Origin of the sequence: Lysobacter sp. TY2-98 (assembly GCF_003367355.1) — a bacterium.
In the GTDB taxonomy this organism is placed as follows: domain Bacteria; phylum Pseudomonadota; class Gammaproteobacteria; order Xanthomonadales; family Xanthomonadaceae; genus Cognatilysobacter.
Window position 1 is genome coordinate 2,976,621 of record NZ_CP031413.1, and the last position, 14,321, is coordinate 2,990,941.

10 protein-coding genes and 1 pseudogene are annotated in these 14,321 nt (G+C 68.0%); 7 read left to right on the forward strand and 4 right to left on the reverse strand.

Annotation, left to right across the window (positions count from 1 at the left end; translation table 11 throughout):
- Positions 1-97 precede the first annotated feature (97 nt).
- The 6 genes from DWG18_RS14350 to ubiB all read left to right on the forward strand — a co-directional run bounded on the left by DWG18_RS14350 (position 98) and on the right by ubiB (position 7,125).
- Entirely contained in the window at positions 98-1,114 is a 1,017-nt protein-coding gene (locus tag DWG18_RS14350) for a 3-oxoacyl-ACP synthase III (protein ID WP_115647818.1), read from the forward strand.
- A gap of 76 nt (positions 1,115-1,190) precedes the next feature.
- A complete protein-coding gene (locus DWG18_RS14355; RefSeq protein WP_115648216.1) occupies positions 1,191-2,135 on the forward strand; it encodes an alpha/beta fold hydrolase in 945 nt (314 codons plus the stop codon).
- Positions 2,132-3,796 (forward strand): olefin beta-lactone synthetase, encoded by a 1,665-nt coding sequence (gene oleC / locus DWG18_RS14360; protein ID WP_115647819.1) that lies wholly within the window; start codon positions 2,132-2,134, stop codon positions 3,794-3,796. Before DWG18_RS14355 ends, oleC begins: the two co-directional genes overlap by 4 nt.
- Positions 3,793-4,791, forward strand: a complete 999-nt coding sequence (gene oleD, locus DWG18_RS14365; protein ID WP_115647820.1) for a 2-alkyl-3-oxoalkanoate reductase — start codon at positions 3,793-3,795, stop codon at positions 4,789-4,791. Before oleC ends, oleD begins: the two co-directional genes overlap by 4 nt.
- A 34-nt stretch (positions 4,792-4,825) precedes the next feature.
- A complete protein-coding gene (locus DWG18_RS14370) occupies positions 4,826-5,467 on the forward strand; it encodes an SCP2 sterol-binding domain-containing protein (protein WP_115647821.1) in 642 nt (213 codons plus the stop codon).
- Entirely contained in the window at positions 5,464-7,125 is a 1,662-nt protein-coding gene (ubiB, locus tag DWG18_RS14375) for a ubiquinone biosynthesis regulatory protein kinase UbiB (protein ID WP_115647822.1), read from the forward strand. The genes DWG18_RS14370 and ubiB overlap by 4 nt, the downstream gene beginning before the upstream one ends.
- A gap of 29 nt (positions 7,126-7,154) precedes the next feature.
- On the opposite strand, the pseudogene DWG18_RS14380 reads toward ubiB, so the two are convergent.
- Both DWG18_RS14380 and DWG18_RS14385 read right to left on the reverse strand, forming a co-directional pair.
- A pseudogene (locus DWG18_RS14380) lies at positions 7,155-7,628 on the reverse strand (tryptophan 7-halogenase); the annotation flags it as partial.
- Positions 7,629-7,679: 51 nt separating this feature from the next.
- Positions 7,680-8,966 (reverse strand): sugar MFS transporter, encoded by a 1,287-nt coding sequence (locus tag DWG18_RS14385; protein WP_115647823.1) that lies wholly within the window; start codon positions 8,964-8,966, stop codon positions 7,680-7,682.
- Between the two features lie 211 nt (positions 8,967-9,177).
- Between DWG18_RS14385 and DWG18_RS14390 the strand changes: the two genes are divergently transcribed.
- Positions 9,178-10,194, forward strand: coding sequence for a LacI family DNA-binding transcriptional regulator (locus DWG18_RS14390; protein ID WP_205289368.1), 1,017 nt, complete (start codon positions 9,178-9,180; stop codon positions 10,192-10,194).
- Positions 10,195-10,196: 2 nt separating this feature from the next.
- Here the strand turns inward: DWG18_RS14390 and DWG18_RS14395 are convergent, their stop codons facing one another.
- Together DWG18_RS14395 and DWG18_RS14400 are read right to left on the reverse strand one after the other, a co-directional pair.
- A complete protein-coding gene (locus tag DWG18_RS14395) occupies positions 10,197-11,384 on the reverse strand; it encodes an NAD(P)/FAD-dependent oxidoreductase (RefSeq protein ID WP_115647825.1) in 1,188 nt (395 codons plus the stop codon).
- Positions 11,385-11,486: 102 nt separating this feature from the next.
- Positions 11,487-14,258 (reverse strand): pitrilysin family protein, encoded by a 2,772-nt coding sequence (locus DWG18_RS14400; protein ID WP_115647826.1) that lies wholly within the window; start codon positions 14,256-14,258, stop codon positions 11,487-11,489.
- Positions 14,259-14,321 lie beyond the last annotated feature (63 nt).

Below are 14,321 nucleotides of genomic sequence, written 5' to 3' on the forward strand. Positions count from 1 at the left end.
AACGGCTGAACGGCCCCGCACGCCGCCGTACGGTGGCGTGCGCGGTACCCCCGCGCGCGTTAAGCTTGCGTGTTCCAGTTGCCCTCGAGCCGCGCCCATGCTGTTCCAACACGTCGCCATTGCCGGCCTCGCGCACATCGATGCGCCGCGCCGCCTCACGACGGACGAAATCAACGCAAGGCTGCGACCCACCCTCGATCGTCTGGGCATCAAGACCGACGTGATCAAGGACATCGCGGGCGTCGACGCACGCCGTCTCTGGGACGGCCCGATGCTGGCGTCCGACGCCGCCACGCTGGCGGCGGTGAAGGCGCTGGCTGATGCCGGCGTCGATCCGTCGCGCATGGGCCTGCTGGTCAACACCTCGGTCAGTCGCGACTACCTCGAGCCGTCCACCGCTTCGATCGTCTCCGGCAACCTCGGCCTGCCCGACACCTGCCAGAACTTCGACGTCGCCAACGCCTGCCTCGCCTTCATCAACGGCATGGACATTGCCGCCCGCATGATCGAGCGCGGCGAGATCGAGTACGCGCTCATCGTCGACGGCGAAACCGCCGACCTCGCCTACGAGAAGACGATCGAGCGCATGACCCGCGCGGACGTCAGCGAAGACGACTTCAAGAACGAGCTCGCCACGCTGACGCTGGGTTCCGGCGCCGCCGCCATGGTCATGGCGCGCACCGAACTCGCCCCCGGCGCGCCGCGCTACAAGGGCGGCGTGACCCGTGCGGCGACCGAGTGGAACAAGCTCTGCCGCGGCAACCTCGACGGCATGGTGACCGACACGCGCCAGCTGCTGATCGAAGGCGTCAAGCTTGCGCAGAAGACCTTCCAGGTCGCGCGCCAGAAGCTGGGCTGGGTGGCCGAGGAACTCGACGAGTTCGTCGTCCACCAGGTCAGCAAGGTGCACACCGCCGCGTTCACCAAGGCCATGGGCATCGATCCGAAGAAGGTGCTCACCATCTTCGGCGAGCACGGCAACATCGGCCCGGCCTCGGTGCCGATCGTGCTGAGCAAGCTGCGCGAGATGGGCCGCCTGAAAAAGGGCACGCGCGTCGCGCTGCTCGGCATCGGCTCCGGCCTGAACTGTTCGATGGCCGAAGTCGTCTGGTGACGACGCGACACCTGCATCGTTGAACCTTCGCGGCCGCCTCGTGCGGCCGCGTGCTTTCCAAGACATCGACCACGCGATGGACACCGCGCACCTGCCCGACTACCCGTTCACCCCGCAGCGCTTCGAGGTGCGGCCGGGCATTTCCATGTCGTATCTGGACGAAGGCCCGCGCGACGGCGAAGTCGTCGTGATGGTCCACGGCAATCCATCGTGGAGCTACTACTGGCGCCACCTCGTGCTCGGCCTGCGCGATCGCTATCGCTGCATCGTGCCGGACCACGTCGGCATGGGGCTGAGCGACAAGCCCGACGATGGCGGCGGCGTGCGTCCGCCGTCGCAGCCGTCGCGCGACGGCGCGCGCTACGACTACACGCTGCAATCTCGCGTCGACGATCTCACCGCATTGCTCGCGCACCTCGGCATCACCGGCGACGTCACGCTCGCGGTGCACGACTGGGGCGGCATGATCGGTTTCGGCTGGGCGATCTCGCACATGCCGCAGGTCAAACGCCTGGTCGTCCTCAACACCGCCGCGTTCCCGCTACCGAGCGCGAAGCCGATGCCCTGGCGCCTGTCGCTCGGCCGCGATTCGATCGTCGGCGCGTGGGCCATCCGCAGGTTCAACCTGTTCGCACGCGGCGCCTCGCGTTTCGGCGTGACGCGCGCGATGCCGCGCGACGTGCGCGATGCGTACGACATGCCGTACCACGGCTGGACGAACGCGATCTCGACGATCCGCTTCATGCAGGACATTCCGCTGCAGCCCGGCGATCGCGCGTGGCCGCTGCTCGAGCGCGTCGGCGCGACGCTGCCGCAGTTCGCCGACCGTCCGACCTTCATCGGCTGGGGCCTGCGTGACTTCGTGTTCGACAAACACTTCCTCGACGGCTTCCGCCGCGCGCTTCCGAATGCCGAGGTGCATGCATTCGGCGACGCCAACCACTACGTGCTCGAAGACAAGCACGAGGTGCTGGTGCCGGCGATCCGCGAATTCCTCGACATGCATCCCCTGAGCGCATGACGGCGGCCACCGCGCCCTGCAACATCGCTGCAGCGCTGCCGCGCATGGCGACGCAGGCGCCGGACCGCATCGCGATGCGTTGCCCGGGAACGCCCGGCGCCGATGGTCTGGCGACGTACGACATCGCGCTGACCTACGCCCAACTGGATGCGCGCAGCGATGCGATCGCGGCGGGCCTGGCGAAGCGCGGCATCGTGCGCGGTACGCGCACCGTGGTGATGGTGAAGCCGTCGCCCGAATTCTTCCTGCTGATGTTCGCGCTGTTCAAGGTGGGCGCGGTGCCGGTGCTGGTCGATCCGGGGATCGACAAGCGTGCACTGCGGCAATGTCTCGACGAAGCCGCGCCCGACGCCTTCATCGGCATCCCGCTGGCGCACGTCGCGCGTGTGCTGCTCGGCTGGTCGAAGTCCGCGCGTGTGCGCATCACCACGGGTCGTCGCGCGGTTCTCGCCGACGACACGCTGGCGCACGTCGAGGCCGATGGCGCCAACGCAGGCCCGCAACTCGCAGACACGCAGCCCGACGACGTCGCCGCGATCCTGTTCACCAGCGGCTCGACCGGTATCCCGAAGGGCGTGGTGTATCGCCATCGTCACTTCGTCGCGCAGATCGACCTGATGCGCGACGCGCTGGGCATCCGCGAAGGCGAGGTCGACTTTCCGACCTTCCCGCCGTTCGCGCTGTTCGGCCCCGCGCTCGGCCTGACGTCGATCATTCCAGACATGGACGCCACGCGCCCCGCCAGCGCGGATCCACGCAAGCTCCACGCCGCCATCGACCGCTTCGACGCGCAGCAGCTGTTCGGTTCGCCCGCGTTGATGCGCGTGCTCGCCGACTATGGCAAGCCGCTGCCGACGATCCGTCGGATCACCTCTGCCGGCGCACCGGTACCTGCCGACGTCGTTGCACGCATGCGCGAGCTATTGCCGGACGACGCCGACTTCTACACGCCCTACGGCGCGACCGAATGCCTGCCCGTCGCGGTGATCGAGAGCCGCGAATTGCAGTCGACACGCGAAGCGACGGAAGCCGGTGCCGGCACCTGCGTCGGACGCGCGGTGCCGCCGAACGAGGTGCGCATCATCCGCATCGACGACGCGCCGATTGCGACCTGGTCGAACGCTCCCGTCGTCGGCGCGAACACCATCGGCGAAATCACCGTCGCCGGGCCGACCGCGACCGACGCGTACTTCCATCGCGATGCCTCGACGCGCCTCGCCAAAATCGTCGAGACGCTCGAGGATGGCAGCACTCGCGTCGTGCATCGCATGGGTGACGTCGGCTATCTCGATGCCGAGGGTCGCCTGTGGTTCTGCGGCCGCAAGACGCAGCGTGTGGAGACGGCGAGCGGTCCGCTCTACACCGAGCAGGTCGAGCCGGTGTTCAACACGCATCCGGACGTGCGCCGCACCGCGCTGGTCGGTGTGGGGGATGCGGGCGCACAGACGCCGGTGCTTTGCGTCGAGCTGAAGCCGGGTGTCGCCGCCGCACAGTGGCCACGCATCGAGCGCGAGCTGCGTGACATCGGCCGCGGCCACGTCCACACCGCGCGTATCGAAACCTTCTTGCGGCATCCCGCATTCCCGGTCGATATCCGCCACAACGCGAAGATCGGGCGCGAGAAACTCGCCGTGTGGGCGGCGAAGGAGATCGGTCGATGAAGGTACTCGTGACGGGTGGTGGTGGCTTCCTGGGCCAAGCGCTGTGTCGTGGCCTGCGCGCACGCGGCTACGAGGTCGTCAGTTTCAATCGCGGCCACTACGCGGAACTCGATGCGATCGGCGTGACGCAGGTCCGCGGCGACCTCGCGAAACGCGACGCGGTGATCGATGCCGCGCGGGGCTGCGACGCGGTCTTCCACAACGCCGCGAAAGCCGGCGCGTGGGGCCCGTACCGCGAGTATTTCGATGCCAACGTCGCCGGCACCGAGCACGTCATCGACGCCTGCCATGCGCACCGTATCGGCAAGCTCGTCTACACCTCGACGCCGAGCGTCACCCATCGCGCGACGCATCCCGTCGCCGGCCTCGGTGCGGACGAGGTGCCGTACGGCGAACACCTGAAGTCGCCGTATGCCCGCACGAAGAAGCTCGCCGAGGAGATGGTGCTGGCGTCCAACACGCCGTCGCTCGCGGTGGTCGCGCTGCGTCCGCGCCTGATCTGGGGCCCGGGCGACAACCAGCTGCTGCCGCGCATCGCCGATCGTGCGCGCGCCGGGCGACTCAAGCTCGTCGGTGATGGCAGCAATCTCGTCGACACCACGTTCGTCGAGAACGCGGCCGATGCGCATCTCGCCGCGTTCGATCACCTCGCGCCGGGTTCCGCCTGTGCGGGCCGACCGTACTTCGTCAGCAATGGCGATCCGCGCAGCATGCGCGAGACGCTCGATGCGCTGCTCGCGGCAGTCGGCGCGCCGGGCCCGGATGGCTCGATTCCATTCCGCGCCGCTTACGCGATCGGCGCGCTGTGCGAAGGCCTGTGGACGGTCCTGCCCCTGAAGGGCGAGCCGCCGATGACGCGCTTCCTCGCCGAACAGCTGGTCACCACGCACTGGTATTCAATGGCGCCGGCCTTGCGTGACTTCGGCTGGTCGCCGCGGATCACCTTCGAGGAAGGCCTCGCGCGGCTGCGCGAGGCGTCACGAAGCGCGGCGTGAGCGTGCGGCTTCGCGGCCGCCCTACAATGCGCCGATGGACGCACGCCGCACGCCGCTGGACACGCTGAAGCCGCTCGCCGGTCGCGCCCTCGAGGCCGCGCTCAACCGCGCGCTGGCGCTCGATCCCGATACCCGCGATGGCCTGCGCAATCTCGACGGACGTCGTCTGGTCGTACGCCTCGCCACGCCACCGCTTGCGCTGCAGATCACCGTCGACGGCGAACGCCTGCGCGTGGGCCCGGTCGATGACGCGAACGAAGCCGACCTGTCGGTGCGCGCCACGATCGGTGGCCTCATCGCGCAGCTCCCCTTCATGCGTCGCGACGATGCGCCCGCAGTCGGCGCGATGCGCATCGAAGGCGATGCCGACCTCGCGCGCCGCCTGCAGCGCCTGGCCGAGCGCTTCGATCCCGACTGGCAGCAGCCCTTCGTCGCCGCGTTCGGTGACGTGCTCGGCGTGCAGGTGGCGCAACTGTTCGCGACTACGTTGCGCACGGCCAAGACGGCAACGGGCGTGCTCGCCACCAACGCCGCCGACTACGTGCAGCACGAGACGCAGGACGTCGTCGGCCGCGACGAACTCGCCGCGTTCTACGACGACATCGATGCGCTGCGCGACGACGTCGAGCGCCTCGCCGCCCGCATCGCCCGCCTGCAACCGCGGGGCGTCGCATGACGCCGGTGTTGCGCGCGTGGCGCATCGGTCGCGTGCTGCTGCGTTATCGGCTCGATGCGCTGCTGGAGGACACGCCGGCGGAACGGTGGCTGCGTCTCGCGCGCCCGTTCGTGCCGCGTGCGTCGGCGGCCGTCGCCGAATTGCCGCGCGGTGCGCGACTGCGGCTCGCGCTGCAGGAACTCGGTCCGATCTTCGTCAAGTTCGGTCAGATCCTGTCGACGCGTCGCGATCTGATTCCGCCGGATGTCGCCGACGAACTCGCACTGCTGCAGGATCGCGTGCAGCCGTTCGACGGTGAAGCCGCGCGCCTCATCGTCGAGGAATCGCTCGGCCGACCCATCACCGACCTCTTCGCAAGCTTCGACACCACGCCGCTCGCCTCCGCCTCGATCGCACAGGTGCATGCGGCGACGCTGCCGGGCAGCGGCCGCGAGATCGTGGTCAAGGTGCTGCGGCCCGGCATCCGTCGGCAGATCACGCAGGACATCGCGCTGCTGCGCGCACTCGCCGGCATCGCCGAACGCACGCATCCGGCCGCCGACAAGATCCGTCCGCAGGCGGTGGTCGACGAGATCGAACACACGCTCGACGCCGAACTCGACCTGCAGCGCGAAGGCGGCAACGCCAGCGTGCTGCGTCGCTTCTGGGAAGGCAGCGACGATCTCTATGTCCCCGAAGTGATCTGGTCGCACACCGGCGATCGCGTGCTCACGCTCGAGCGCGTGCGTGGCATTCCGTCGGATGACATCGTCGCGCTCGATGCCGCCGGCATCGATCGTCGCGCGCTCGCCGCCAAGGGCGTGCGCGTGTTCTACACGCAGGTGTTCCGCGACAACTTCTTCCACGCCGACGCGCACGCCGGCAACATCTGGGTGGACGACGATCCGGCGCGTCGCGCGAATCCGCGTTTCATCGCACTGGATTTCGGGATCATGGGCCAGCTGTCGGACGAGGACCAGTACTGGCTCGCCGAGAACTTCATGGCGATCTTCAACCGCGACTATCGCCGCATCGCCGAGTTGCACGTCGACGCCGGCTGGATGCCGGCGCATACGCGCATCGACGAACTCGAAGCCGCCGCACGCGCGGTCTGCGAGCCGTACTTCACGCGTCCGCTGTCGGAAGTGCCGCTTGCGGAAGTGTTGGTCAAACTGTTCCGCACCGCGCAGAAATACGAGCTCACGTTGCAGCCGCAGCTGATCCTGCTGCAGAAGACGCTGCTCAACATCGAGGGCGTCGGTCGCCTGCTCGATCCGCAGATCGACATCTGGGGTGTCGCGCAGCCCGTGCTCGAACGCATCCTGCGCCAGCGCTACAGCCCGAAGCGGCTTGCCAGCGAATTCCGTAAGCGCTTGCCGGAACTCGTGACGCATGCGCCGGAGATGCCGCGCCTGCTGCATCTCTGGTTGAAGCAACAGGTGGAAGGTCGCCACGAGCTCGCGATGCGATCGCAGGATCTCGCGCAACTCGTCGAAGAAGTGCGACGCATGCAGCGACGTACCGTCGCCGCGCTGCTCGGCACCGGCCTGATGATCGTCGCTGCGCTGCTGTACGCGCTCGATGCGGGTGGGCCGCATCTGTGGTCGATCCCGGCCGCCGCGTGGATCGCCGCGCTCAGCGGCCTGTGGGCCTTGCGCGCAGGCTGGCCGCGTCGCTGAGCATTACGCGGGACCGGCACGTTGGCCTGCGCTGGGCAGTAGCGCCTCACGTACTCGCTGTGCAACGGAAGCTGTCGCACGGTGTTCTCCACGCGAGAGCGAATGCCGGCAAGGAACCGAGCGAGCTCCGCATCCCTCATGAGATCCGCCGCTGCGTGATGCGTGGCCGGATGGATGCCCTGGCCGACCATCACCTGGATCCACGAATTCTCGGCGAACAGCTCGCTGGGCACGCGGAACACGTGGCCGGTTTCGCGGAACGGATCGATGCGATGACGCAGCGACGCGGGCACGTCCATCTCGCGGCACGCGCGCCAGAACGGATCGGGGCGGTTGTTGACGTGGTAGTGCAGGATGATGAAGTCGCGGATGTGCTCGATCTCGTGCCGCGTCTGCGCGTTGTATTCGGCGACGTCCGCCGGGCTGGTGCCCGCATTCGGGAACATCTGCATCAGGCGCACGATGCCGCGCTGGATCGGATGGATGCTGGTCGATTCGATCGGCCCGCGATCGAGCGCAGCCACTTGGACACGTTCGCAAAGGTGATCAGCGCATCAGTGCGCGCGCTCATACAGGCGCGCGTACTTCAGTCCGAAGAACAGGATGAAGGCGTAGCAGGCGATCGGCAGGAAGAACGACGGCTGCAGGCCGATGGTGTCGGCGAGTTTGCCCTGCACGAACGGCACGACGGCGCCACCGACGATCGCCATGCACAGCACCCCGGAGCCACGCCCGGTGAGGTCGCCGAGGCGATGCAGCGCCATGCTGAAGATCGTCGGGAACATGATCGAGTTGAACAGGCCGACGCAGAGGATCGCGATCATCGCGGTCGTGCCGCTGCCCAGCGTCGCGATCAGGACCAGCGCGATCGCCATGGCGGCGTTGAAGCCGAGCGCCACGCCGGGTCGCACGTAGCGCATCGCGGCAAAACCAATGAAGCGGCCGATCATCGCGCCGCCCCAGTAATAGCTCACGTACTTCGCGGCATCCGCGGCGGGCATGTGCGCGATCTGCGGCTCGCCGAGGAAGTTGACGAGGAACGAGCCGATGCTCACTTCCGCGCCGACGTACAGGAAGATGCCGATCGCGCCGAGCACCAGGTGCATATGGCGGAAGATCGACGTGGTCGGCGCGCCGGGCAGTGCATCGTGATGCGTGATGCGCGGCAGCCGCACCAGTGCAAACAGCACGGCTAGCAGCGCGAGCGCCGCGGCGAGGCCGAGGTAAGGGCCCTGCACGCTCGACGCCTCGGTCGCGCGATACGCGGCCTGCTGTGCCGGCGCCATCGCCGCGATCTGGTCCGGCGCGAGCGCAGCCGCACCCGACAGGATCAGCACGCCGCCGAAGTACGGGCCGATCGTCGTGCCCAGCGAGTTGAACGCCTGCGTGAGCGTGAGCCGACTCGATGCGGTGCGCGGATCGCCGAGCACGGTGACATACGGATTCGCCGCGACCTGCAGGATGGTGATGCCCGCCGCCAGCACGAAGAACGCGACGAGGAACAGCGCATACCCGCTCGTCGCGGCGGGATAGAACAGCAGGCAACCCGACGCGGCGATCGCGAGGCCCGTCACCGCGCCGCGCTGGTAGCCGATGCGCCGGATCAGTGCACCCGCGGGCAGCGAGACCAGGAAATAAGCGCCGAAGAAGCAGAACTGCACCAGCATGGCCTGGGTGTAGTTGAGCGTGTAGACGGCCTTGAGGTGCGGGATCAGCACGTCGTTGAGCGACGTCAGCAGTCCCCACATGAAGAACAGGAGCGTGACGATGACCAGGGGACGCACGGTGCCCGCAGGCGCGTCGGTGGTCGAGACAGGTGATGCGGCCGAATACGAACCCATTGACACGGTCTCCAGCGGAGGGTCGGCCGGAGTCTGCCGCAAGGCCGGCGGGGATGATAGCGCTGTCAATTTTCCGCTAGCATCGACCCGGTTCGCGGGGTCGTCGCAGCGATGCATCCCCGCCGACGCGCCGGAAATGGGGACATTACACCGCGTCGCCGCATCGCCTGCTTCATGGGCGATGGTGCGATGCAGGCCGACGGGAGCGATCATGGTGTCGAGAGTGCGGATCGAGGACGTCGCCGAAGCGGCGCAGGTCTCGATGAAAACCGTATCGCGCGTGCTCAACCGCGAGCCCAACGTGCGCGAGGAAACGCGCGAACGCGTGCTCGACGCGGTGAAGCGACTCAACTACATCCCGCACTTCTCCGCGCGCAGCCTCGCCGGCAGCAAATCGTTCCTGGTCGCGCTGCTCTACAACAACCCCTCCGACAACTACCTGATGGGCGTGATGTCGGGCGCGCTCGCGGCCTGCGAGCAGCACGACTACGCGATGCTGCTGTGTCCCGTCGAAACCGATGTGCCCGCGCTGCTGGATCGCGTCGAGAACCTCGTGCGTCGCTCGCAGCCCGATGGCCTGGTGCTGACGCCGCCGATCACCGACATCCCGGAGCTACGCGCGCGTCTTGCGGAAATGCAGATTCCGGTCGCGTGCATCTCGCCCAAGGACCGCACGCACAGCATTGGCGTCGGCATGGATGAAACCCAGGCGGCCTGCGACATGGTGCTGCACCTCGCCACGCTCGGACATCGTCGCATCGCGCACATCTGCGGCCACCCTGCACACGGCGCGACCGGTTGGCGCATCGCGGGGTATCGACTGGGCCTGCAGCGCGCGGGGCTCGACATCGACGAAACACTGATCATGCCCGGCGAGTTCTCGTTCGAATCCGGCGCACGTGCGGGTCGCGCGCTGCTGGCGCAGAAGCGTCGGCCGACGGCGATCTTCGCGGCGAACGACGACATGGCGGCCGGCGTGATTTCCGCTGCACTCGAACAGGGCCTGCGCGTGCCGGAAGATCTTTCCGTCTGCGGCTTCGACGACACGCCCATGTCGACGCAGATCTTTCCGCCGCTCACCACCGTGCATCAGCCCACGCACGAGATGGGACGTCTCGCGACGCTCGAACTGCTTGCCGCGGTCCAGAACCCCGACGGCGGCCGCATGTTGCACGTGCCCTACACCGTCTGCGTCCGACGCTCGAGCGGCCCGGCGCCGCATCGCTGATTTCAGGCGGCGATTGCTTCACCGCAGGCGTGTCCCGCGGCCCACGCCCACTGGAAGTTGTAACCACCGAGCCAGCCGGTCACGTCGACCACCTCGCCGATGAAATACAGGCCAGCCACGAGGCGCGACTCCATCGTGCTCGACGACAGCTCGTGCGTGTCGACGCCGCCCAGCGTGACTTCCGCCGTGCGATAGCCTTCGGTGCCGCTGGCCACGATCGGAAAGCGTTGGAGCAGTGATGCCGCCTCGCGCAGCTGCGGCGGCGTGAACTGCTTCATCGGGCGATCGGGTAGCCAGACTTCGCAAAGACGTTGGGCGAAACGCTTCGGCAGCGCTTCGGCGAGCACGGTGTGCATCAGCGCATCAGGGCGCGATGCGCGATGCCCCGTCAGAAACCCGTGCGCATCGCGACCGGGCAGCAGATCCAGCACCAGTTCGTCGCCCGGCTGCCAGTACGACGAGATCTGCAGGATCGACGGCCCGCTGAGGCCGCGGTGCGTGACCAGCAATTTGTTGCTGAAGCTCATGCCGTTGCAGTTCGCAGTGACATCGAACGCTACGCCGCTGAGATCCGCCAGCCGCTCCTGATGCGTACCGCTGAGCGTCAGCGGCACCAGTCCGGCGCGCGTCGGCTTCACCGCATGGCCGAAGGTGCGCGCGAGTTCGTATCCGAAACCGGTCGCGCCCATGCTCGGAATCGACAGCCCGCCGCTGGCGACGACCAGCGCACGCGCGTGGAACGTGCCCGCGGTCGTCCGCACGCGGAAGTCGCGCTCGCCCTCGTGCGCGATGCGTTCGACGCTGCAGCTCGTCAGCACCTCCACACCGGCCGCGTCGCACTCGTCCATCAGCATCTTGACGATGAGCTTGGACGACTCGTCGCAGAACAGCTGGCCCAGCTCCTTCTCGTGGTACGCGATGCGGTGCCGCTCCACCATCTCGATGAAGTGCCACGGCGTGTAACGCGCCAGTGCCGACTTGCAGAAATGCGGGTTGCCCGACAGGTAATTCGCGGGCGTCGTGCCGGTGTTGGTGAAGTTGCAGCGCCCGCCGCCCGACATCAGGATCTTCTTGCCGACGCGGTTCGCATGCTCGACGACGACCGTGCGCAGCCCGCGGCGCGCCGCGGTGAGCGCGCACATCAGGCCGGCGGCACCGCCACCGATGATGAGGACATCGACGTCTTGCATGGATCCCGTTGCAGGCAGGGCGGCCGCCAGTATCGGCGACCGCCCGTGGTCAGGTGCGCATTCGCGTGAGAGCGCCCGGCGACCGCGCCGCCGGGCGTGCGATCACTTCGCCGCAGCGGCCTTGGCGAAGTCGCCCGCGAGATAGATGCTGAGCTTCGCCGGATCGAAGTGCCTCTTCAGCGCGGCGTTCACCTCGGCCACCGAAAGCGCGGCCAGATGCGCGTCGAACTGCGCCTGGTAATCCATGGTGCGGCCGAGATAGAGGTTGTGGCTCAGCGTGCCGGCGACCGCGCCATCCGAGGCGCGCGACTGCTTCCGCTGCGTGAGCAGGCCGGCGACGGCGTCGCGCAGCTCGCTCTCGGTGACGCCGTCGCGCACCAGGCGGGTGAACTCCTCGCGGATGCCGGTCTCCACCTTCGCCGCGTTCTGCGGCGCGGCGATCGCCTGGATCGTGAGCGCGCCGTCGTCGTCGCGCCCCGTCGCGCTGGAGTCGGCCGACAGGCTGCTGCCGACGCCGTAGCTCAAGCCTTCCTTGCCGCGGATGCGCTCGCCGAGGCGCGACGCCATCGAACCACCGCCGAGGATGTAGTTCGCGACCGCGAGCGCGGGGTAGTCGGCGTCGGCTTCGTTGAGCGAGGTATTGATGCGTGCGATGACGACGGCGTTCGACTTGTCCGGCGTCTCGATCTGCAGGCGCTGCGGCGCGACGTCGGTGAAGCGCGTGTCGATCGGCGCGTAAGGCACCGGCGACTTCCAGCTCGCGAACAGCGATTCGATCTGCACGCGCATCGCCTTCGCGTCGAAATCGCCGACCACGGTGATCTCGCCCTGCGACGTGCCGTAGAAGCGCTGATGGAAGCGCCGCACGTCGTCGAGCTTGAGCGCCTTGATCTGCGCCAGCTGCGCGTCCAGCGAATCGTGGTGGAGCGGATGACCAACCGGCCACGGATCGAAATGCGTCGCGAGCGCGTCGCCAGCGAGCGGGCCCGGCTCCTTCGCGTTCGCCTCCATGCCGGTGATCGCCTGCAGCCGAATCTGCTCGAACTCGGCCTCGTCGAACGCCGGTTCGCGTAACAGGCTCGCGGCGAGTGCGAGCGCCTCGGCGACCGTGTCGCGCTTGGAATCGAGCGAGATGTTCGCCCCTTGCAGGCCGCCACCCACGCCACCGCGGGTGTTGAGCGCCTCGAAGCGCTGCGCGATCTGCTCGCGCGTGAGCGCCTTGCTGCCACGCATGAGCATCGCGCCCGCGATCGATGCCGCCGGATCCGGGCTCTGCTTGAGCGATTCGACATCGCCGAAGCGGAACGTCGCGTTCACCACCACGGTGTCACCGCGCGTGTCCTTGGGCAGCAGCGCGACCTTCAGGCCATCGCCAACGGTGAACGTCTCGGTGCGCGCCTGGATATTCTGCGGCGTCGGATCGAACGCCTCACCGGCGGCGACCGCCGCGCGACCGGTAAAGCCCTTCAGCGCCGTCGCCGCGTCCGGCGCGGCGGGGATTTCCGCGCGATCCGGCGAATCGGTGGGCACGAAGCGACCCAGCGTGCGATTGCTCGGCTTGAGATAGGCCTTCGCCACGCGATTGACGTCGTCGACCGTGACCGCCGCGACGCGATCGCGATCGAGGAAGAACAGACGCCAGTCGCCGTCCGCGACCGCACCGGTCAGACCCATCGCAACGGCATTCACGTCCGACAGGTTCTTCTCGAACGCGTTGGCGAAGCGCTGCTTGGACTGCGTGACTTCCTCGGCGGTGATCGGGTGCTGCGCGATGTCCTGTTCGACCAGCCGCAGCAGTTCGGCTTCGATCTTCGCCGCGTCCGCACTCTTCGGGGCGGATACGTAGAACGTGGCGAGGCCCGCGTCGCGCAGGCCATCGCTGCCGGCACCAACGCCCGCGGCGAGCTTGCCCTCGACCAGCGTCTTGTGCAGGCGCCCGGTCGGCGTGTCACCGAGAACGTCGAGCAGCACGTCGAGCGCGGCGCTGTCCGCATGCGTCGCGCCGGGTACGTGATACGTGAGCATTTCGAGGCGCACGTCGCCGCGGCGGCGTACGGTGACTTCGTGTTCGCCGTCCTGCACGGGCTCCACCGTGTAGAACACGGGCATCGCCTTCGCCGGCTTCGCCACGGGGCCGAACGCCTTCACCACCTGCGCCAACGCCTTGGCCGTATCGATCGGACCGGCGATGACGAGCGTCGCATTGTCCGGGCGATACCACGTGCGATAGAACGCCTGCAGACGCTCGATCGGCACGTTCTCGACGTCGCTGCGCGCGCCGATCGTGGTGTGGCCGTAGTTGTGCCACTGGTAGGCCGCGGCACGCAGGCGCTCGCTGAGCGCGCTGCCCGGATTGTTGTCGTTGCGCTCCATCTCGTTGCGCACGACGGTCATCTCGGAGTCGAGATCCTTCCTCGCGATGTTCGAATGCACCATGCGGTCGGCCTCGAGGCCGAGCATCCACGCGAGCGTGTCGTCGTTCGCGGGGAACGAGCCGAAGTAGTTGGTGCGGTCGAGCGAAGTGGTCGCGTTGTACGACACGCCGCGCTTCTTCATTTCGGCCGGGATGTCGGTATGCGTTGGCGTGCCCTTGAACATCAGGTGTTCGAGCAGGTGCGCCATGCCGGTCTCGCCGTAGCTCTCGTTCGCCGAGCCCACGCCGTAGGTGATGTTGACGGTCACCGTCGGGCGGCTGGTGTCCGGGAACAGCAGCACGCGCAGGCCGTTGGCCATGCGGTATTCGCAGATGCCTTCGACGCAGGGGCCGGCGGTCAGGCCTTTCGGCAGTGCGGTCGGCGTCGCCGGTGCGGCGAAGGCGGGCGAGAGGGCGAACGCGCAGGCAAGCGCGAGGGGAAGAATGCGAATCCGTGACATGAACGTTCCTGTGTGGGGCCGGCCTCCCCGGCGCGGCGCGCGCATTGTGCCCTGCACGTGGGC

What these genes read in the sequence shown, in the direction of transcription:
- DWG18_RS14350 (WP_115647818.1), top strand. Translation starts at nt 98, where the DNA reads ATGCTGTTCCAACACGTCGCCATTGCCGGCCTCGCGCACATCGATGCG.
- DWG18_RS14355 (WP_115648216.1), top strand. Translation starts at nt 1,191, where the DNA reads ATGGACACCGCGCACCTGCCCGACTACCCGTTCACCCCGCAGCGCTTC.
- oleC (WP_115647819.1), top strand. Translation starts at nt 2,132, where the DNA reads ATGACGGCGGCCACCGCGCCCTGCAACATCGCTGCAGCGCTGCCGCGC.
- oleD (WP_115647820.1), top strand. Translation starts at nt 3,793, where the DNA reads ATGAAGGTACTCGTGACGGGTGGTGGTGGCTTCCTGGGCCAAGCGCTG.
- DWG18_RS14370 (WP_115647821.1), top strand. Translation starts at nt 4,826, where the DNA reads ATGGACGCACGCCGCACGCCGCTGGACACGCTGAAGCCGCTCGCCGGT.
- ubiB (WP_115647822.1), top strand. Translation starts at nt 5,464, where the DNA reads ATGACGCCGGTGTTGCGCGCGTGGCGCATCGGTCGCGTGCTGCTGCGT.
- DWG18_RS14385 (WP_115647823.1), bottom strand. Translation starts at nt 8,966, where the DNA reads ATGGGTTCGTATTCGGCCGCATCACCTGTCTCGACCACCGACGCGCCT.
- DWG18_RS14390 (WP_205289368.1), top strand. Translation starts at nt 9,178, where the DNA reads ATGGTGTCGAGAGTGCGGATCGAGGACGTCGCCGAAGCGGCGCAGGTC.
- DWG18_RS14395 (WP_115647825.1), bottom strand. Translation starts at nt 11,384, where the DNA reads ATGCAAGACGTCGATGTCCTCATCATCGGTGGCGGTGCCGCCGGCCTG.
- DWG18_RS14400 (WP_115647826.1), bottom strand. Translation starts at nt 14,258, where the DNA reads ATGTCACGGATTCGCATTCTTCCCCTCGCGCTTGCCTGCGCGTTCGCC.